The organism is Pseudomonas mohnii, assembly GCF_900105115.1.
In the GTDB taxonomy this organism is placed as follows: Bacteria; Pseudomonadota; Gammaproteobacteria; order Pseudomonadales; family Pseudomonadaceae; genus Aquipseudomonas; species Aquipseudomonas mohnii.
The window spans coordinates 4347021-4367666 of sequence record NZ_FNRV01000001.1 but is presented as its reverse complement, the minus strand read 5'-3'; the positions used below and the strand labels follow the sequence as shown (position 1 = coordinate 4367666).

Sequence of the window (20646 nt, the reverse complement as noted above, 5' to 3'; positions counted from 1 at the left end):
TTCAGCTTAGGCGCTTGTCCTGCGACAGTCTTCAGCGGTTTCGTGGCAGAACCGGCCTAAGGCGCTCATAACGTAGAAAATACGCTTGCTGAAACGTTTAATCTAGATTGATTGGCACGTTACTCGATAATGGCCCATCCTTGAAGTCCAACTTGTCGGCTGCGTGAAGGCGGGATCGCCTGCGTGAATCGGTTAGGATTGGCAAAATTGTCGAGGCAAGCTCGAAAAAACAAGGAAATCCCGGGTTGAAACTCAGTGATATTGCCCAGTTGGCCGGTGTGTCTGTTACCACCGCCAGCTACGTCATCAATGGCAAGGCCGAACAGCAACGCATCAGTAGCGCTACCGTCGAACGTGTACGCGCAGTCGTCGAGCAACATGGCTTCACGCCCAATCCCCAGGCCGCCGGGCTGCGCAGTCGGCACACCCGCACCCTGGGGTTCATTTTGCCGGATCTGGAAAACCCCAGTTACGCGCGAATCGCCAAACTGCTGGAACAAGGCGCACGCGCTCGCGGCTATCAGCTGCTGATCGCCAGTTCCGACGACGCACCGGACAGCGAGCGCCAATTGCTGAAGCTGTTTCGCGCCCGCCGCTGCGATGCCCTGATCGTTGCCAGTTGCCTGCCTCCGGGCGATGACAGCTATCGCCAGTTGCAAGCCAAGGGGATTCCTATCATCGCGATCGACCGTGTCATGGAGCCTGAACACTTCTGCTCGGTGATCAGCGACGACCGGGAAGCCAGCCTGCAACTGACTCGCAGCCTGCTGGACCCGTTGCCCAAGCAAATCGCCTTGATCGGTGCCCGCCCCGAACTGAGCATCAGCCAGGAACGTGCCGCCGGTTTCAAAGAGGCCTTGAAGGACTTCAACGGCGAGGTGCTGATCGAACAGGGCGAATCCTTCAGCCGCGAATGCGGCAAACAACTGATGGAAGAATTACTCCAGCGTGTAGGGCATTTACCCGAAGCACTGGTGACCACGTCCTATGTGCTGTTGCAGGGCGTGTTCGATGCCTTGCACGACTTCCCGCTGAAAAACCGCCCGTTGCGCCTCGGCACTTTCGGCGACACTCAGTTGCTGGATTTCCTGCCTCTGCCGGTCAATGCCATGGCCCAGCAACATCAGCTGATTGCCGACAAGGCCCTTGCACTGGCCCTGGCGGCCATCGAGCACTCCGATTACCAACCCGGCGTGCAGGCCATCCCGCGCACCTTCAAGCAGCGTATCCGCCAGGACTGAACCGTGGAGCTGATCGACAGCCACACCCATCTGGACTTTCCCGATTTCGACAAGGATCGTCAGGCGCTGCTGGTCGAAAGCCGAGCCCTCGGGGTACGGCGGATAGTGGTGCTGGGGGTATATCAGGGCAATTGGCAGCGCGTCTGGGATCTGGTGCTAAGCGATCCCGACCTGCATGCCGCGTTCGGCCTGCATCCCGTGTATCTGGACGATCATCAGCCCGATGATTTACGCGAACTCGGTGAGTGGCTGACCCGTCTGGCCGGTCACCGACAGTTGTGCGCAGTGGGCGAGATTGGCCTGGATTACTTCATCGAAACCCTCGACCGCGAACGCCAGCAAGCGTTGTTCGACGCACAGCTGCAACTGGCCGCGGATTTCAATCTGCCGGCACTGATCCATGTGCGACGCAGTCATGCGGCGGTCATTGCCACGCTCAAGCGGTTTCGCCTGCCACGCGCGGGCATCATCCACGCCTTCGCCGGCAGCAAGGAAGAGGCGCGCGAATACATCAAGCTCGGTTACAAGCTCGGCCTGGGCGGCGCCGCGACCTGGCCCCAAGCGCTGCGCATGCACCGTGTCCTCGCCGAGCTGCCGCTAGAATCAGTGGTCCTGGAAACCGACTCACCGGACATGGCACCCGCCATGTACCCCGGTCAACGCAACAGCCCGGCGCACTTGCCCGCCATTTGCGCGGCACTGGCCAGCATCATGGCGATCAGCCCTGAGCGATTGGCGGCGGTCAGCACGGCCAATGCCTGTGAATTGTTCAACTGGTAGTCAGTCGGCGTGAGCCTTGGCGGCCTCAAGAATCAATGTCATGTGCTGACGCTGACGGGCAAAGCGCATGGCGATGAAGTAGACGAAAATCGCCAGCAGCGAGAAATTGAGCTGTTCCAGAACGCTGATCATGCCAAGCCACTCCAGCACCAGCGCCACCAGTAAAGCGGTGCAAATCATCACCAGCAGGCTCGCCTTCAACATGGCCAGGGAATCAAGCGACTTGAAGCGCTTGATTTGTTTCGGGTCGTTCAGTTGCAAGGTTTTTCGGCAATGTGTGCATCTGAACGCTTCGTTGATTGCAATGGCGTTGATCTGCCAGGACTCAAGCAGCGATGTGCGCTGGCAATGGGCGCAGCGTCCCTGGATTCCAAGGGTTGCAACAGGCATAGAAAGGCCTCCTCCGTGTGGGCACTGAAATGAATCTCCGTTCATTGAAGTTGAAATAAAGGAACATGGAGAAAAACAGCAAGGTTCTTACGAAATTTGAGAAAGGTATTACAAAATTTTCAGCCACACACAGAACCTTTGAAACGGAGCCTGTTCGCGAACGCGGGATGCCCGACGGCATCAACGTCGGCCATCACGCCATCATCGCAAGCAAGCGTTTATACAGCTGGCGGACTGCTGCTATCTAGACGCGGAATGCGCTAATCAGCTGTTTGAGTTCCACCACCTGAGCCGACAACACTCGACTGGCATCCTCGGTCTGGTGCGCACCTTCAGCAGTCCGCTCACCGGCCCGATTGATTTCGACAATGTTCTGGTCGATATCGTGGGCCACCGCCGTTTGCTGTTCCACGGCTGCGGCGATCTGCTGGTTCTGGTCGACGATCATACCGACGGCACCGAGGATGTTTTCCAGCGCCTGCTGGACCTTTTCCGACTGCCCTACCGTGCCATTGGCCATCTCATGACTCACACCCATCGCCTTCACGGCAGCGCCGACCCCACTGTGGAGCCTGGTGATCATCTGTTCGATTTCTTCGGTCGATTGCTGGGTTCGCTTGGCCAGTGTCCGGACCTCGTCCGCCACCACGGCGAATCCACGCCCCTGCTCGCCGGCCCGCGCCGCTTCGATGGCGGCATTGAGCGCCAACAGGTTGGTTTGTTCGGCGATGCTCTTGATCACCTCCAGCACGCGACTGATGGACTGGCTGTCACTGGCCAGTTGATTGATCACCAGCACCGACTGATCTATTTCGCTGGCCAGCGCCGCGATGCTGCCTTGCTGGGACTCGACCAGCCCACGCCCACTGATGGTTTCGTCGTTGACACTGTGGGCGCTGCTGACCGCCGCGGCGGCGCTGCGCGCGACCTCGAGGGCCGTGGCCGACATCTGGTTCATTGCCGTGGCGACTTGCTCGATCTGGCTCCGTTGCCCGGCCACGGCATGGTTGCTTTGCGCCGAGACGTTTTCTACTTGCCCGGCCTGGCGTTCCACCTCACTGACGGTTTGCCCCACGCGCTCAATCAGGTCATGGATTTTTTTCACGGTGCCGTTGAATACCTCGCCCAACTCGCCCAATTCATCGCGACTGTGGGCGCTGAACGTCACCGTCATGTCGCCGGCCGCGACTTTATCCATCACCCCGCCAAGGCGTTTGAGCGTGGTACGGGTCGAGGCGTAGAAGCCGCCGTAAAGGTAGAAGATCAGCACAAACACCACCGACAGCGCCACTGCCTGCAAGACCATGTGCGTGCGGTTCTGATCCAGGCGCTGCTGCAACTGCACGCCGAGAAATTTCAGCGTGGCTTCGTTGAGTTGATACGTCTGGTCCATCAGGCCAGTGACCTGATCGTAGAAACCCTGCCAGGGCGTATCCAGGGTGTCGGCCATTACCACTTGCTCTTCGAACAGTTCACTGGCCTTTTTCAACGTCGCCCTGCTGCCATCGGCCAGGGCTGCCAGGGTTTCCCGAGCCGCTCTACTGGAACCCAATGCGTCCTGCAATTTCAGCCCATACTCGCCTTGCAGCTTTTCGATCTGCGCCAACAGCTCATCGAAACGGGTACTCGACGCCGAATTGAGAAACCCCTGGCCCAGTGAGAAGGAGCCCATCGCCCGGCCTTCACCCAGAAGCTGAGTCACTGGCGGGGTGACGTTGGTGATGAGTTCGCTCAGTTGGCGCATGTCGCTCTGGGAATCGCGGCTCAGTCCGGCCTGACTGGCGACGATCTGGCTGAAAATCTGCGCACTGCCGAGCAACTTGCCAATCATTCCGCTTTTGCTTTGCAGGGACGTTTCGCTGTGTTGCGCCTTGAAGGCGGCGATCATTTCATCGCGCTTGGTATCGAATACCGCGATTTGCTCGGGGTCCGTGCTCATCGCGGTCAGCCCTTGCAAACGGGTCAGAAGGCTTTGCTCCAGGGCGCTGATCTGCGACTCGACATTGCCCGCCTTGCCCGATTGGCCGAGGGTGACATTGATCTGCACCAGGTTGTTGAGGGTTTCCAGATCGCGCCGCAACGCCAGGCTGCTGCCCAGCAGATCGAGGCTTTGCAGTTCGGTACGGGTACCCTGGAACTCGCGATAGGAGTCACGCACCAGGTAGAAGTTGGTCACCAGCATCGGCACCAGGAACAGGACGCTGATCAGACTGAACTTCATGCCAAAGCTCAGACGGTTCATCAGTGCGACAGCGGGATAGAGCAAGCTCTTCACTGGAAGTCTCCCCATGATTTCTTATTTTTATTGGCAGGCGCAGACCGACAGCAGATAGCCACTACCCGGCGCTATTTCTGTATAGCGTAAATCGAAGAGAGGTTTTGTAACTTAAGGTTAACGGCAAAAGTTTGTCCGAGGTTCTGGCTGCGCCCGGACAATCTTTTGGCCGCTAATAAAGAAATCAGGCCAGAACGGTCCACAAGGCGAAACCGGCATACCAGAGCACTGCAGCCCGCAACAGCAGTTCCCAGATCCGGTCAAGATTATTGATGCCTTCAGGCCCGACCACCGGTGCCGGGATTTCACCCGCCACCAGCCCGGCCTTCTCGATCAATAGCGCGGCGCTGATGTTCCAGTTCAACAACTCGTGCAACATCACCCGGCCGACGGCGACAAAGTTGCCGACCAAGGCAAAACTGGCCGCCAGCAAGCGCACCGGCAGCCAATCGAAGGCATGACGCAGTTGCGCCGCGCGTTCGACCACGGCCGGGTTTTTCCCATGCTCCTCAACCAGCGCGAGCAATCGATAACTCAGAGCCGCGACCGGCCCCAACAGGAAGTACCAGAAAATCACCGCGAAAAAGCTCTGGTAGGCCTCCCACAGCAAATGTCCTTCAACCCGTTCCAGCAGTTGTTCGCCACTGTCGGCGCAGATATCCACATCGCGTTTGGCGACATGGGCCGCGGCTTGCAGGTCTTCCCGACGCCAGGCGTCGCGAAACGGCCCCAGACCGGCGAGCAGATCGCCACGACCCAGACTGTAAATCACCACCAGCAGGTGCACCGGTAACACCAGCAAACCGTAGGCCACCGGCTGCAGCACCATCAACAGCAACCCCAGCAACGCCACCGGCAAAAATACCGAAATGGCCAGGATCAGCCACGGCCGATTGACCAGACGCGCGTTGACCTCAATCCTGGCCAGCTCGCGCAACCAAAAACCGTCGCGTTGTACCCGGTGGCGCAGGGCCGAGAACTTCTCGATCCAGACCGCCAACAGCAGCACCAGAAAACTCATTGTTACTCCTCTTTTTCCATGGCGGCTTTTGCCAGGGCCGCACGATAGCGTGCCCAATCGAACGCCGGTCCCGGATCAGTCTTGCGCCCGGGCGCGATGTCACTGTGCCCGCAGATGCGCTGCGTGGTAATGGCCGTGAAGGCGCTTTGCAGTTGCCGGGTCAGGGCCGTCAACGCGTCATATTGGGCGTCGGTGAACGGCAGATCATCCGTGCCTTCGAGTTCAATTCCCACGGAAAAATCGTTACAGGTCTCCCGCCCCTCGAAACTCGAAACGCCGGCGTGCCAGGCGCGCTCAAGACAAGAGACAAACTGGGTGACAGTGCCGTCACGCTCGATCAGAAAATGCGCCGACACCCGCAGATCGGCAATCCCTTCAAAGTAGGGGTGCTCCGTGACATCCAGTCGGTTCTGGAAAAATTCCTGCACCTTTCCCGTGGCGAATTGCGCCGGCGGCAGGCTGATGTTGTGGATCACCAGCAGGGAAATTTCGCCCGTGGGGCGCGCATTGAAGTTGGGCGAGGGGCAAAGACGCACGTCCTGACACCAACCGCTTGCGGGGTCCAACTGCATACAGGCTCCTTCAACGACGACCGTGTGAGTGCCCAGTATGCCGCGATAGCCCGTCCGAACGCGATCACTTGCCGCGATTGAGACGCCGCAGGTGGCCGATGACCGCCTCCAGCGCCCGATCAAACAATAAGGTGTCATCGAGGACCCGTGCCGCCCCCTGGCGAAATTCCCGCGCCAGGGACGAACGACTGCGCTCCAGCACCTTCATGCCGGTGCGGTTGACGAAGATGTATTGACCGGAGGCTTCAATGATCGCCGCCAGTTTGCAGCGCAGGGAGTTTTCCGGATCGGTCTGGAACTCGACCCAGCAGCCAGAATGCAGCTGATTGACGTGGCGCATTCCGGCATCGTCTACCGGCAGCGGCAGCCCCTTATCCACAGGGCCTTCATCGGCGCTGGGCAATACGATTCTTTCCAGCACTTCGATCATGACCGCCGCGTCCGCGAGCGGGCGCTCGGGCCGCTCAAACAATTGCACATGCAGGCTTTCCAGCTCGCTGAAAAACTCACAGGTGACGAAAGGGTCGTACGCCGAACCACTCAAACCCTCGCGCAAGGATTTGAGCAAACCCGGCACCCGCGCCAACAGTCGTGTACCGGCGTCGGGCACTACATTCCCGTCTTTGTGCATCCAGCCTCCAGAAAATCCGAATCGTCAAAGTCATGGCGTCAAATACAAGGCGAATTATCTTGTAAAAGAGAGCGCTTGCGCCAGAGGACTCTTCGGCTTCTGCGTAAATAGCCCCCTCCCTTGCCTACAGGCAGGTCCTTGGGATTCGACCAAATGCAGGCGTCTGAGCATTGGCGATAGCTCGGATGCCTTGGGTTGCTTCGCACCATGGCCCTATAATCGGGCCACTTTGTTTGTGGAGTCCGTTATGCCGAATCTACGCCTCGCCGATTTGACCACCGAAATCGAAGCCAACGTGCGCCGCGCGCTGCTCGAAGACATTGGCAGCGGCGACATCACCGCACAGCTGATCCCGGCCGAACGCTTGGCCAAAGCCACCATCATCACCCGCGACGCCGCCGTCATCAGCGGTACCGCCTGGGTCGATACCGTGTTTCGGCAACTGGACCCACGAGTGGCGGTGCACTGGCAGGTCGCCGATGGCGAAAGGGTCAAACCCAACCAGGTGCTGTTCCACCTCGAAGGCCCCGCGCGCTCGTTGCTGACCGGTGAACGCAGTGCCTTGAACTTCCTGCAACTGCTGTCCGGCGTGGCCACCCGCGCGCAATACCTGGCGGATTTCGTGGCCCAGACCCAGGTCAAGCTGCTCGACACGCGCAAAACCTTGCCAGGTCTGCGTCTGGCGCAAAAGTACGCCGTGACCTGTGGCGGTTGTCACAATCATCGCATCGGCTTGTATGACGCGTTCCTGATCAAGGAAAACCATATCGCCGCTTGCGGAGGCATTCCTGAGGCCATCGCAGCCGCGCACAAAATCGCACCGGGCAAACCGGTTGAGATCGAAGTGGAAAACCTGGATGAACTGAAAGAGGCCTTGGCGGCCGGTGCCGACATCATCATGCTCGATGAACTGAGCCTGGATGACATGCGCGAAGCCGTGCGCTTGAACGCTGGCAAGGCAAAACTGGAGGCCAGCGGCGGCATCAACGAAAGCACGTTGCTGCCTATCGCCGAAACCGGCGTGGATTACATTTCGATTGGTGCAATGACCAAGGATGTGAAGGCTGTCGATCTGTCGATGCGTCTGAGCCTCTGATCACACGCAATGAAAAACTGCAGGAGCGAGCTTGCTCGCTCCTGCATGTGGTGGGCGCTTTTTCAGACCACCAGATTATTCATCTCGCAGTACTCATCCCACTCGACGCCCAACACTTCAGCCGCCTCCTTGTGCAGAACCAAGCGCGCGGCCTCGTACTCTTCGGGGCTTGATGTGTACTTGAGCGTCAGTTCCCACGGCTGCAGGCCCTGGGCTTCAGCCTCATCCTCGAAGGCCCACTGGATCTGGTCTTTCTGATCGTCGGCTGGCAAGTCCTTGATCTCTTCGGCTAGCTGGGGCGAATCCAGCAAATATTTCTTGAGTGCCTCTTCGTGCCGGGCTTCCTGGCTCAATTCTTTAACGGTCATGGTGTTCTCGCTGATCTGGGGAATGGAAGATGGATCTGGATCATCAAGGATCTCTCTGACGCAAATAACCGTGTTCAACCTGGTTTGTCTGGCCTTCAGAACCATTCGGGATCATCTGAAAACTGCTGGGCTAAGCTCATGCAGGTTCCGAATATAGGATGTTTATCAGACGATTTACACGACTCTTTACATCAATCCACAAATAAACCGCACTCACCTTCTGTCGCGCCTGGAAACAGGCCGGCAGCGATTCCGGCCAAGACGCCAGCCGCAACGAAAGAGACGAACTCAACAGTACGATCGAGGATTGGAGCAGAAAGGCGAAACAACAGGGGGGGGGATGGTGCCCGAGACAGGAATCGAACCTGCGACCTTCGCGTTACGAGTGCGCTGCTCTACCGACTGAGCTACACGGGCGGTGCGCTAAACCTAGCATCGCGAAGGCATACCGGCAACTTTAGCCAGCGCCTCGATTGTCTACAGGCAAAAAAAGACCCCGTCGTTTTCACGGCGGGGTCTTTTTTAGAACGTTGAAGCGGTCAGGCGGGGGAGCGGATTAAACGCCCGAAGCCTTGGCTGCTGCTACGTCCTTGATGGACAGCTTGATGCGGCCGCGGTTGTCCACGTCCAGTACCAGTACTTCCACTTCCTGACCTTCCTTGAGGATGTCAGTCACTTTCTCTACGCGAGCGTCGCTCAGCATGGAGATGTGAACCAGACCGTCCTTGCCAGGCAGGATGTTGACGAATGCGCCGAAGTCGACGATGCGCTCAACCTTACCGACGTAGATCTTGCCGATCTCGGCTTCCGCGGTGATACCCAGAACGCGCTGACGTGCTGCTTCAGCGGCGTCCTTGGTTTCGCCGAAGATCTTGATCGAACCGTCGTCTTCGATATCGATCGAAGCCTTGGTCTCTTCACAGATCGCACGAATGGTCGCGCCACCTTTACCGATGACATCACGGATTTTGTCGGTGTCGATCTTCATCGCGATCATGGTCGGTGCATTGGCCGACAGTTCGGTACGCGACTGGCCGATGATCTGGTTCATCTGACCGAGGATGTTCAGGCGCGCTTCCAGGGCTTGGCCCAGAGCGATTTCCATGATTTCTTCGGTGATGCCCTTGATCTTGATGTCCATCTGCAGCGCGGTCACGCCTTTGGCGGTACCCGCTACCTTGAAGTCCATGTCGCCCAGGTGGTCTTCGTCGCCCAGGATGTCGGTCAGGACGGCAAATTTCTCGCCTTCTTTAACCAGACCCATGGCGATACCGGCAACCGGCGCCTTCATTGGAACACCAGCGTCCATCAGAGCCAGGGAAGCACCGCAGACCGAAGCCATGGAGCTCGAACCGTTGGACTCGGTGATTTCCGACACAACGCGGATGGTGTACGGGAACACGTCGGCGGCAGGCAGCATGGCCTGAACCGAACGACGGGCCAGACGGCCGTGACCGATTTCGCGACGACCGGCACCACCCATGCGACCACACTCGCCCACCGAGAACGGAGGGAAGTTGTAGTGCAGCATGAACGGGTCTTTTTTCTCGCCTTCCAGGGTGTCCAGCAGTTGTGCATCACGGGCAGTACCCAGAGTTGCAACGACCAGAGCCTGGGTTTCGCCACGGGTGAACAGCGCCGAACCGTGGGTCTTCGGCAGAACGCCGACCTCGATGTTCAGCGGACGTACGGTGCGGGTGTCGCGGCCGTCGATACGTGGCTTGCCGTTTACGATGTTTTCGCGAACGGTGCGGTATTCGATTTCACCGAAAGCAGCTTTGACGTCAGCAGCGGAAGGCTGGCCTTCTTCGCCGGACAGCTTGGCAACGACCTGATCCTTCAGCTCGCCCAGGCGAGCATAACGGTCGGCTTTGACGGTGATGGTGTAAGCCTGGGAGATCGCTTCGCCGAACTCGGCGCGAATGGCACCCAGCAGCTCGGTGGCTTCGGCTTGCGGAGCCCAGGTCCAGGTTGGCTTGGCAGCTTCGGCGGCCAGCTCTTTGACGGCCTGGATAACGACCTGGAACTCGTCATGGGCGAACAGTACGGCGCCCAGCATCTGGTCTTCGGTCAGTTCTTTGGCTTCGGATTCAACCATCAGAACGGCTTCAGAAGTACCGGCAACGACCATGTCCAGGCTCGAAGCAGCCAGCTGCTCGTAAGTCGGGTTCAGCAGGTAACCGGTGCTTTCGTGGAACGCAACGCGGGCAGCGCCGATCGGACCATCGAACGGAATGCCGGAGATCGCCAGCGCAGCCGAGGTACCGATCATCGCAGCGATGTCCGGATCGGTCTTCTTGCTGGTGGAAACGACGGTGCAGACTACCTGCACTTCGTTCATGAAGCCTTCCGGGAACAGCGGACGGATCGGACGGTCGATCAGACGGGAAGTCAGGGTTTCTTTCTCGGAAGGACGGCCTTCGCGCTTGAAGAAACCACCAGGGATCTTACCGGCAGCGTAAGTTTTTTCCTGGTAGTGAACAGACAGAGGGAAGAAGCCCTTGCCTGGATCGGCTTGCTTGGCACCGACTACGGTCACCAATACGCTGACGTCGTCGTCAACGGTGACCAATACTGCGCCGGAGGCCTGACGGGCGATACGGCCAGTCTCGAGGGTAACGGTCGACTGACCGAACTGGAATTTTTTGATGACCGGGTTCACGGTGTCCTACCTTCTTTTGTGGCTCTTGGGGAAACTGGTTTCTTGCGAAATTCTTGGGCAACGTCGGGAGTCGGCCCGATCGGGATGTCCAGGGTGCAGCTACTCAGGCAAAGCAGATATCCAGATAAAACTTGAGGCTGGAAGCCTGCCATGTGCCAGCGGGAAACTCGCGGACACACGACAGACAACCAACCTCTAGCGCAATCGCTGAATTAGCGACGCAGACCCAGGCGACCGATCAGAGCGCTGTAACGGCTCACGTCTTTGCCTTTCAGGTAGTCCAGCAGCTTACGACGCTGGTTTACCATGCGGATCAGACCACGACGGGAGTGGTGATCTTTACCGTTGGCCTTGAAGTGACCTTGCAGTTTGTTGATGTTGGCGGTCAGCAGTGCAACTTGCACTTCTGGCGAACCAGTGTCACCAACAGCTTGCTGGTAGTCAGCTACGATTTGGGCTTTTTCTTGAACGTCGAGAGCCATGAGGCAATCCTTTTATCAGGAAACTGTTTCAGAAAAACAGTTTCAACAGGCCAGGGACAAATCCCTGTATCTAAAAATGAGTAGTGACCGTGCCTGTTGACAGCCACCCTCGTCCGGTCATTCTGACCGAATCAGTCGACGCGGCGCGATGCGCCCGTCTTCGCTCACTTCACCGATACCGATGAAGCGACCGTTGTGATCCTGTACCCGTACCATACCGAATTTCGGTGCATCCGGAGCGCGGACCGGCTGGCCGTTAAGCCAGTAGAACGAGCTGTGCTCCGAGAACTGCAAAAGCGGCCAATCCAGCAGACCGCTGTCCGATGGCATCAGGAAGCGGTCGACCGCTTCGTTGCCGCCTTCGGCATGTACCGCTTCCAACTCTTCCAGGGTGACCGTCTGGGCCAGCGTGAAAGGCCCGGCCTGCGTACGTCGCAGTTCTGCAACGTAAGCGCCACAACCGAGCTGCTCACCAATATCCTCCACCAGGGTGCGAATATAGGTGCCTTTGCTGCAATCCACTGCCAGCCGCGCAGTATCACCTTCGAAGGCCAGCAATTCCAAGCGCGTAATAGTAACAGAACGCGGTTCACGCTCCACTACTTCGCCTGCACGGGCCAGCTTGTACAGCGGCTGGCCATCACGCTTGAGCGCCGAGTACATCGGCGGTATCTGACTGATTTGCCCACGAAAATTCGGCAACACAGCTTCGATATCGGAGCGACCAACGGTCACAGGACGCTCCTGCAAAACTTCGCCCTCGGCATCCGCCGTGGTCGTGGTTTTGCCCAGTTGCGCCAGGGTTTCGTAACCCTTGTCGGAATCGAGCAGGTATTGCGAGAACTTGGTGGCCTCACCGAAGCACAACGGCAACACGCCGGTAGCCAGCGGATCGAGACTGCCGGTGTGTCCCGCCTTCTCGGCATTGAGCAACCAGCGGACCTTCTGCAAGGCCGCATTGGAGGTGAACCCCAGCGGCTTGTCCAGCAGGATGATACCGCTGACGTTACGACGGATACGTTTGACCTGAGCCACCGATTACTCCTTGGTGTCTTCGGCTTCTGCCGCAACCGGATGCTGATTGTCTTCAGCCACTGCGCGCTCGATCAAGGCCGACAGATGCGCACCACGCACAACGCTTTCGTCGTAATGGAAGTGCAACTGTGGAACGCTGCGCAGCTTCATCTCGCGAGCCAACTGCATGCGCAGGAAACCGGCGGCGGAGTTGAGCACCTTGATGCTCTGCGCGATGTCTTCGGCGCTGTCCTGACCCATCACGGTGATGAAAATCTTGGCGTGACCGACGTCACGGCTGACTTCCACTGCGGTAATGGTGACCAGGCCGACGCGCGGGTCTTTGACTTCACGACGGATCAGTTGTGCCAGCTCGCGCTGCATCTGATCGCCGATACGTTGGGTACGGCTATATTCTTTTGCCATGTCTTGTTACCTGTTACTGCCCCACGGCGAAACCCGTGAGGTCTGAAAGCGGCAAACGCCCGGCCTGACAGAAGCCAGACCGGGCGTTGCGTTTAGAGTCCGGGTGATGCGCCGTGCATTTGCATGCGGCTGCCCATCACGGCTCTTGAAGTGCGCGAGTTAGAGGCTGCGAGCAACCTGAACCTTCTCGAAGACTTCGATCTTGTCACCGACTTTGACGTCGTTGTAGCTCTTCACGCCGATACCGCATTCCATGCCGGCACGCACTTCGGAAGCGTCATCCTTGAAGCGGCGCAGGGATTCCAGCTCGCCTTCGAAGATAACGATGTCTTCGCGCAGTACACGGATTGGACGGTTACGGTGAACAGTACCCTCGATCACCATGCAACCGGCGATCGCGCCAAACTTCGGCGAACGGAACACGTCACGCACTTCGGCCACACCGAGGATGTTCTCGCGAACATCGCTGCCAAGCATACCGGTGAGGGCTTTCTTGACGTCTTCGATGATGTCGTAGATCACGTTGTAATAACGCATATCCAGACCTTCCTGCTCGACGATCTTGCGAGCGCCGGCATCGGCACGCACGTTGAAGCCGAACAGTACAGCATTGGAGGCCAGTGCCAGGTTGGCGTCGGACTCGGTGATACCACCGACACCGCCACCGACAACGCGCACTTGCACTTCGTCGTTACCCAGGCCGTTCAAGGCACCGTTCAACGCTTCCAGCGAACCACGGACGTCGGATTTGAGGACGATGTTGAGCGTCTTCTTCTCTTCCTGACCCATGTTTTCGAAGATGTTTTCCAGCTTGCCTGCGTGAGCACGAGCCAGTTTGACTTCGCGGAACTTGCCTTGACGGAACAGAGCCACTTCACGGGCTTTCTTCTCGTCGGCAACCACGCTCATCTCGTCGCCAGCATCCGGGGTACCGTCCAGGCCGAGGATCTCGACAGGGATGGCTGGACCGGCTTCCTTGATGGCCTTGCCGTTCTCGTCGAGCATGGCGCGAACACGGCCGTAGTTGGAACCGACCAGCACCATGTCGCCTTGACGCAAGGTACCGTCCTGAACCAGAACGGTCGCCACCGGGCCACGGCCCTTGTCGAGACGCGATTCAACCACCACACCACGACCAGGAGCCGAAGGCGTAGCTGTCAATTCCAGAACTTCGGCTTGCAGCAGAACGGCTTCGAGCAATTCGTCGACACCGGTACCCATCTTCGCCGAGACCGGTACGAATGGCGTGTCACCGCCCCACTCTTCCGACGTCACGCCGTGTACCGACAATTCGCTACGGATGCGATCGAGATCAGCGCCCGGCTTGTCGATCTTGTTCACCGCCACGACCAGCGGAACGCCCGCGGCCTTGGCATGCTGAACAGCTTCGATGGTTTGCGGCATCACGCCGTCGTCCGCTGCAACGACCAGGATCACAATGTCGGTCGCCTTGGCACCGCGGGCACGCATCGCGGTAAACGCGGCGTGGCCCGGGGTATCGAGGAACGTCACCATGCCACGGTCGGTTTCAACGTGGTATGCACCGATGTGCTGGGTAATACCGCCGGCTTCGCCAGCTGCAACCTTGGCACGACGGATGTAGTCGAGCAGGGAAGTCTTACCATGGTCAACGTGGCCCATTACGGTCACGACTGGCGCACGGGCAACGGCCTCGCCTTCAAACTTCAGGGACTCGGCCAGGGAATCTTCCAGGGCGGTGTCGCTGACCAGGGTCACTTTGTGGCCCAGCTCCTCGGCAACCAGTTGAGCAGTTTCCTGATCGAGCACCTGGTTGATGGTCGCCGGAGTACCCAGCTTGAACATGAACTTGATGATTTCAGCAGCCTTGACCGACATCTGCTGGGCCAGATCGCCCACAGTAATGGTCTCGCCGATCTTCACTTCGCGCACGACAGGGCCGGTTGGGCTCTGGAAACCGTGGGCATTGCGCTTCTTCAGCTTGGCCTTGCCGCGACCACCACGACGGAAGCCATCGCTTTCTTCGTCGGTAGTACGAGGGGCAACGCGTGGAGCAGGCGCTTTTTCCTTGACCGACGCACGATGCGGAGCGTTTTTGCGCTCGCCATCGCCACTACCGCGACGATTGTTATCGTCGGCACGTGGTTTGTCCGGACGGCGCTGTTCGTCACGCTTGCGAGTGTCCGCCGCAGGCGCAGCTGGAGCAGCTGCCACGACCGGCGCGCTTTCGCGCACAGGTTCGGCCACTGCTGCATGCGCGGCTACAGGTTCGGCTGGAGCGGTCGGCGCAGCGGCTGGCTGGCGACGAGCTTCTTCTTCGGCGCGACGCTTGGCTTCTTCTTCAGCCTTCTGACGTGCAGCATTTTCTACTGCGCGACGCTCTTCCAGTTCCCGCTTGCGCTCGGCTTCGATTTCTTCCGGGCTGCGCTGTACGAAGACTTTCTTCTTGCGTACTTCTACGCTGATGCTTTTGCTGCCAGCAACACGCAGGGTGCTGGTGGTTTTACGCTGCAGCGTAATCTTGCGTGGTTCTTCCACTTTCGCCTTGTGGCTGCTTTTCAAGTGAGTCAGCAACGATTGCTTCTCACTGTCAGTCACACTTTCTTCGGCGGCGGTGTGCGGCAGACCTGCCTCACGCATCTGCTGCAACAGGCGCTCTACCGGTGTTTTGACCTCATCGGCCAGTTGTTTCACCGTGACTTGCGTCATGCACTTCTCTCCTCAGGCCGCGCCTAATTACTCGAACCAGTGGGCTCGGGCGGCCATGATCAACTTGCCGGCACGATCATCGTCAATGCCGTCGATGTCGAGCAGGTCGTCAATAGACTGCTCGGCCAGGTCTTCGCGGGTAATTACGCCGCGCACCGCCAGTTCCATCGCCAAATCCTTGTCCATACCCTCAAGCGAGAGCAGGTCTTCGGCCGGATGGGCGTCTGCCAGCTTTTCCTCAGTAGCGATGGCTTTGGTCAACAAACGATCCTTGGCACGAGCGCGAAGCTCGTTGACGATGTCTTCGTCAAAGCCGTCGATGTTGAGCATTTCTTCCAACGGTACGTAGGCAATCTCTTCCAGGCTGGTGAAGCCTTCATCGACCAGCACCTGGGCCAATTCTTCGTCGACTTCCAGCTCGTCGATGAAGTTGCGCAGGATGTCGCCGGTTTCTGCTTGCTGCTTAGCCTGGATGTCCGATTCGGTCATCACGTTCAGGGTCCAGCCAGTCAATTGGCTGGCCAGACGCACGTTCTGACCACCGCGACCGATGGCCTGAGCCAGATTGTCTGCGCCAACGGCGATGTCCATTGCATGGGCATCTTCGTCGACGATAATTGCCGCAACCTCGGCCGGTGACATGGCGTTGATCACGAACTGAGCCGGGTTGTCATCCCACAGAACGATATCAACACGCTCACCGCCCAACTCGCCCGACACTGCCTGGACGCGCGAGCCGCGCATACCAATGCAAGCGCCCTGCGGGTCGATGCGTTTGTCCTTCGAGCGGACGGCGATCTTGGCGCGCGAACCCGGGTCACGGGACGCCGCCATCACTTCGATCAAGCCTTCAGCGATTTCCGGCACTTCGATGCGGAACAACTCGATCAGCATTTCCGGCGCGGTACGCGACAGGATCAACTGCGGGCCGCGGTTCTCGGTGCGGATTTCCTTGAGCAGCGCACGCAGACGCACGCCAACACGGAAGGTTTCGCGAGAAATGATGTCTTCACGAGCCAGCAACGCTTCAGCGTTGTTACCCAGATCGACGATCACGTTGTCGCGGGTCACTTTCTTCACGGTACCGGAGATGATTTCACCCAAGCGCTCGCGGTAAGCGTCAACAACCTGGGCACGCTCGGCTTCGCGGACTTTCTGCACGATGACTTGCTTGGCAGTCTGTGCAGCGATACGGCCGAATTCGATCGACTCGATTTTTTCTTCGACGACGTCACCCACCTTGGCACCCGGATGCGTTTCAGCAACCTTGCTCGGCCAGGTTTCGATGGCCGGATCGTCCAGGTCTGCTTCTTCGACAACCGTCCAGCGACGGAAAGTCTCATAAGCACCGGTGTGGCGATTGATTTCCACACGCAGATCAACTTCGTCCTCGAAACGCTTTTTGGTAGCAGTGGCCAGAGCCAGCTCCAGCGCTTCAAAAATTACGTTTGCCGGTACGCCCTTTTCATTGGATACCGACTCAACAACCAGCAGTACTTCTTTGCTCATCGTACGCCTCGCCTTTCGCAAGCCATTGGATCCGCGGGATCCGCGTCTCAGTCAAAACTGGGAATAATGTTGGCCTTGTCGATCATATCGATCGGCAACAGGAACTCGTGGTCTTCTACCTGCACCACGACATCCTGCTCTTCTACACCGCGCAGAAGGCCCTGAAAGTTGCGTCGACCTTCAAAAGGCGAACGCAGCTTGATCTTCACTTGTTCACCGGCAAATTTTGCAAACTGCTCAATAGTGAACAGAGGGCGTTCCATGCCAGGCGAGGAAACTTCAAGGGTGTACTCAACGGAAATCGGATCTTCAACATCCAGGACACCGCTGATCTGACGGCTGACGATGGCACAGTCGTCCACCAGCACACCGCCTTCTTTATCGATATAAACGCGCAACAGTGAGTGGCGACCCTGAGCCGAAAACTCAATACCCCAGCATTCATAGCCAAGGGCCACGACCACCGGGGCCAACAAGGCCTGCAACTGTTCTAGCTTGCTCGACACCTGAACCCCCTCGTGCATGTAAATGCATGCTATGCAAAATAAAAAAATGGGCGAAACGCCCATCCCTGAAACGCCGTCGAACAGCGGCGTTATAAAGTGTCCAGCTAACAAAAAGCCCCTTAAAAGGGGCTCCTTAAACTGGTTGCGGGGGCCGGATTTGAACCGACGACCTTCGGGTTATGAGCCCGACGAGCTACCAGACTGCTCCACCCCGCGACAAAGCTGGGGCGGAAGTATACGACCGATCCTTGACAGGGTCAATGTAACCTTCCACCTGCAAGAAAGCCCGCAATAGCGGGCTATCCTGACTAATTGGTACCGAGAAGGGGACTCGAACCCCTACACCCTATGGGCACAACCACCTCAAGGTTGCGTGTCTACCAATTCCACCACCTCGGCAATACTACGTTTGAAACCCTTCTTACTTCTGCTCTTGAGCTGGAGGCACGTCAGTCGCACTGTTGGCCGACTTTTGCTCTTGAAGCACCGGTACATCATCAGAAGCCGGTTGTTGCTTTGGAACTTCCAACACTGCCGGGTTTGGCAAACCTACTTGAGTCAGCTGGTGAGCTTTCTCTTTAGCAAAGTAACCTAACCCTAAGCTGGTTATGAAGAAACCTGCGGCAAGTATAGCAGTAAACTTACTAAGAAAGGTAGAGGAACCTTGGCTTCCGAACACAGTATTTGAAGCACCTGCTCCGAAAGACGCGCCAGCATCCGCACCTTTACCCTGCTGCAGCAATACCAGAGCAACTACGCCCAATGCACCCAGCAGATGAAAAACGACTACGACTGTTTCCAGCATTTTTTCAGTTTCCCGCGGCGCGACAAATCGCACCGAACTCATCTGCATTCAGGGAAGCTCCACCAATGAGCCCCCCATCGATATCCGGCATGCCGAACAGTTCGACCGCATTGGCCGCCTTCACGCTGCCGCCGTATAGAAGCCGCACACCTTGTGCGACTTCAGAATTCTCTACCGCCAACTGCGCACGGATGGCTGCATGCACATCCTGAGCTTGTTGCGGCGAAGCAGTCAGCCCGGTACCAATGGCCCAGACCGGCTCGTAAGCGATGACTGCGCTTGCAAAAGCACCGACGCCCAACTCCTCAATGATACTGCCAAGCTGACGCGAGACAACCTCAAGAGTCTTCCCGGCTTCGCGCTGCTCAAGGGTCTCCCCTATACACAACACCGGGGTCAAGCCACACGCCTGTGCCGCCGCAAACTTGCGAATCAGCATTCCGTCCTGCTCGCCAAGTACCTGGCGGCGCTCGGAGTGCCCGACAAGCACCAAGGAACAACCTGCATCCACCAACTGACTCGGTGCAATCTCACCAGTCAACGCACCCTGCATTGATTCCACCGCAGAGTTCTGCGCGCCAATCGAAATCGGCTTTCCTTCCAAGCCATCAATCACTTGATTGATATGCAGAAAAGGCGGGAATACCGCAACATCAACACCGCTCGGCAAGGCCAGATCACGAAGGCCTTTGATCAGCTCAGCGACGCTGGCGCGGGTACCGTGCATCTTCCAGTTACCAGCTACCATAGGGCGACGCATGCTGTACCTCGTCGGTCAAAGTGGGCGCAGATGTTACCCAACACAATCATGGCTGGCAAGCCGAATTCAGGCAGAAACTTCAGTAACCAGTTTTGCCAGCTCTTCGGCGTAGCCGCGAACCTGAGTTTCGTCTTCGCCTTCGACCATGACGCGCACCAGTGGCTCTGTCCCGGACTTGCGCAGGAGCACGCGTCCACGACCCGCCATGGCCTTGGTCACTCGCTCACTGGCTTCCTTGACCGACGAATGCTCGAGAGGACTCGCTCCCCCCCCAAAACGTACATTGATCAATACCTGCGGGCACTTACGCAACGCCTGACGAGACTGAGCCAGACTTTCCGAGCGCGTCTTGAGCGCCATCAGAACCTGCAATGCAGCAACGATCGCATCACCCGTAGTGGTGTAATTGAAGCAAACGATATGCCCCGAGTTCTCGCCTCCTACCAGCCAGTTGCGCTCCAGCAGGTCAGCAATCACATAACGATCACCAACATTGGCACGAACAAAAGGAATCGCGAGGTCCGCCAGAGCCAGCTCCAGCCCCAGGTTACTCATCAGGGTACCGACCACACCGCCTTGAAGCTTGTCGCGCTCATGCAAATCGCGAGCAATGATGTACAGCAGCTCATCCCCATCGACGATGGTCCCCGTGTGATCGACCATCAGAACACGGTCACCATCACCATCGAACGCGATCCCAAGATCAGCATGCTCGGCAAGAACGGCAGCCTGCAGTTGCCCCATATGGGTCGAACCACAATTGTCATTGATGTTTAAACCATTGGGCTGCGCGGAAAGAACAACGACATCGGCGCCCAACTCACGGAACACGCTAGGCGCCACCTTGTAAGTCGCACCATGGGCACAGTCGATGACGATTTTCATCCCGGCGAAGCTGGTGCCAGTCGGCACGCTGCTCTTGCAGAACTCGATATAACGACCCGACGCATCGTTGATTCGCGTGACCTTGCCGATCTTGCTCGACTCAACCACGGTCATCGGCGTGTCCAGCAGCTCCTCGATCATCAGCTCGACTTCATCCGGCAGCTTGGTGCCCTTTCCGGAGAAGAACTTGATGCCGTTGTCATCGTGAGGATTATGCGAAGCACTGATCACAATCCCGGCCTCAGCATGAAAGGTGCGCGTCAGGTAAGCGATGGCTGGCGTTGGCATCGGCCCCAACAACATTACATCTGCGCCTGCCGAGGTGAGCCCGGCCTCGAGTGCCGACTCAAACATATAACCGGAAATGCGGGTGTCCTTGCCGACAAGCACCTTGCAGGCACCCATCTTGCGAAACGCCATGCCCGCGGCCCAGCCGAGTTTGAGCATGAAATCAGGAGTAATCGGGTATTCACCGACTCGACCACGAATGCCGTCAGTACCAAAGTATTTCCTAGTCATAAGCTCTCCATAACTC

18 protein-coding genes, 3 tRNA genes and 1 pseudogene are annotated in these 20646 nt (G+C 58.0%); 3 read left to right on the top strand and 19 right to left on the bottom strand.

The features are described 5' to 3' along the window. Positions 1-245 precede the first annotated feature (245 nt). Both cra and BLV61_RS20300 read left to right on the top strand, forming a co-directional pair. On the top strand, positions 246-1241 hold the full coding sequence (gene cra / locus BLV61_RS20305; RefSeq protein ID WP_090467118.1) for a catabolite repressor/activator: 996 nt from the start codon (positions 246-248) through the stop codon (positions 1239-1241). 3 nt (positions 1242-1244) lie between these two features. Beyond that, positions 1245-2021 (top strand): TatD family hydrolase, encoded by a 777-nt coding sequence (locus tag BLV61_RS20300; RefSeq protein WP_090467116.1) that lies wholly within the window; start codon positions 1245-1247, stop codon positions 2019-2021. On the opposite strand, the gene BLV61_RS20295 is transcribed toward BLV61_RS20300, so the two are convergent. The 5 genes and pseudogenes from BLV61_RS20295 to BLV61_RS20270 all read right to left on the bottom strand — a co-directional run. After that, positions 2022-2411 (bottom strand): hypothetical protein, encoded by a 390-nt coding sequence (locus BLV61_RS20295; RefSeq protein ID WP_090467115.1) that lies wholly within the window; start codon positions 2409-2411, stop codon positions 2022-2024. 244 nt (positions 2412-2655) lie between these two features. Further along, positions 2656-3360, bottom strand: a complete 705-nt coding sequence (locus BLV61_RS32170; RefSeq protein WP_404943281.1) for a methyl-accepting chemotaxis protein — start codon at positions 3358-3360, stop codon at positions 2656-2658. Between the two features lie 1510 nt (positions 3361-4870). After that, positions 4871-5707 carry a regulatory signaling modulator protein AmpE gene (ampE, locus tag BLV61_RS20280; RefSeq protein ID WP_047537538.1) on the bottom strand — a complete coding sequence of 279 codons (837 nt, stop codon included), beginning with the start codon at positions 5705-5707 and terminating at the stop codon, positions 4871-4873. A 2-nt stretch (positions 5708-5709) separates the two neighbouring features. After that, positions 5710-6279, bottom strand: coding sequence for a 1,6-anhydro-N-acetylmuramyl-L-alanine amidase AmpD (gene ampD, locus BLV61_RS20275; RefSeq protein WP_090467112.1), 570 nt, complete (start codon positions 6277-6279; stop codon positions 5710-5712). 64 nt (positions 6280-6343) lie between these two features. Next, a pseudogene (locus BLV61_RS20270) lies at positions 6344-6886 on the bottom strand (DUF1631 family protein); the annotation flags it as partial. Positions 6887-7157: 271 nt separating this feature from the next. Here BLV61_RS20270 and nadC point away from each other — a divergent pair. Then, positions 7158-8006: a carboxylating nicotinate-nucleotide diphosphorylase gene (gene nadC, locus BLV61_RS20265; RefSeq protein ID WP_047537530.1), complete on the top strand. Its 849-nt coding sequence runs from the start codon at positions 7158-7160 to the stop codon at positions 8004-8006. A gap of 62 nt (positions 8007-8068) precedes the next feature. Here nadC and BLV61_RS20260 read toward each other — a convergent pair whose 3' ends face one another. From BLV61_RS20260 to glmM, 14 genes are all read right to left on the bottom strand, one after another. After that, positions 8069-8374, bottom strand: a complete 306-nt coding sequence (locus tag BLV61_RS20260; protein ID WP_047539312.1) for a DUF6388 family protein — start codon at positions 8372-8374, stop codon at positions 8069-8071. Positions 8375-8715: 341 nt separating this feature from the next. Then, positions 8716-8791 (bottom strand) — tRNA-Thr (locus BLV61_RS20255). 139 nt (positions 8792-8930) lie between these two features. Next, positions 8931-11036 carry a polyribonucleotide nucleotidyltransferase gene (gene pnp, locus BLV61_RS20250; protein ID WP_047537528.1) on the bottom strand — a complete coding sequence of 702 codons (2106 nt, stop codon included), beginning with the start codon at positions 11034-11036 and terminating at the stop codon, positions 8931-8933. Positions 11037-11248: 212 nt separating this feature from the next. After that, complete coding sequence (gene rpsO, locus BLV61_RS20245) at positions 11249-11518, bottom strand: 30S ribosomal protein S15 (protein ID WP_046820615.1); 270 nt, start codon at positions 11516-11518, stop codon at positions 11249-11251. A 117-nt stretch (positions 11519-11635) separates the two neighbouring features. After that, on the bottom strand, positions 11636-12553 hold the full coding sequence (gene truB / locus BLV61_RS20240; RefSeq protein ID WP_047537524.1) for a tRNA pseudouridine(55) synthase TruB: 918 nt from the start codon (positions 12551-12553) through the stop codon (positions 11636-11638). 3 nt (positions 12554-12556) lie between these two features. Next, a complete protein-coding gene (gene rbfA / locus BLV61_RS20235; RefSeq protein ID WP_034148332.1) occupies positions 12557-12958 on the bottom strand; it encodes a 30S ribosome-binding factor RbfA in 402 nt (133 codons plus the stop codon). A 159-nt stretch (positions 12959-13117) separates the two neighbouring features. After that, positions 13118-15646 (bottom strand): translation initiation factor IF-2, encoded by a 2529-nt coding sequence (gene infB, locus BLV61_RS20230; protein ID WP_047537520.1) that lies wholly within the window; start codon positions 15644-15646, stop codon positions 13118-13120. 27 nt (positions 15647-15673) lie between these two features. After that, positions 15674-17155, bottom strand: coding sequence for a transcription termination factor NusA (gene nusA, locus BLV61_RS20225; protein WP_047537517.1), 1482 nt, complete (start codon positions 17153-17155; stop codon positions 15674-15676). A gap of 47 nt (positions 17156-17202) precedes the next feature. Next, a complete protein-coding gene (gene rimP / locus BLV61_RS20220) occupies positions 17203-17661 on the bottom strand; it encodes a ribosome maturation factor RimP (protein WP_047539309.1) in 459 nt (152 codons plus the stop codon). A gap of 139 nt (positions 17662-17800) precedes the next feature. Continuing rightward, a tRNA-Met gene (locus tag BLV61_RS20215) sits at positions 17801-17877 on the bottom strand. Between the two features lie 97 nt (positions 17878-17974). Continuing rightward, positions 17975-18060, bottom strand: a tRNA-Leu gene (locus tag BLV61_RS20210). 22 nt (positions 18061-18082) lie between these two features. Continuing rightward, complete coding sequence (secG, locus tag BLV61_RS20205) at positions 18083-18466, bottom strand: preprotein translocase subunit SecG (protein WP_047537514.1); 384 nt, start codon at positions 18464-18466, stop codon at positions 18083-18085. A 4-nt stretch (positions 18467-18470) separates the two neighbouring features. After that, positions 18471-19226 (bottom strand): triose-phosphate isomerase, encoded by a 756-nt coding sequence (tpiA, locus tag BLV61_RS20200; protein ID WP_090467107.1) that lies wholly within the window; start codon positions 19224-19226, stop codon positions 18471-18473. Positions 19227-19292: 66 nt separating this feature from the next. Further along, positions 19293-20630: a phosphoglucosamine mutase gene (gene glmM / locus BLV61_RS20195; RefSeq protein WP_090467105.1), complete on the bottom strand. Its 1338-nt coding sequence runs from the start codon at positions 20628-20630 to the stop codon at positions 19293-19295. Positions 20631-20646 lie beyond the last annotated feature (16 nt).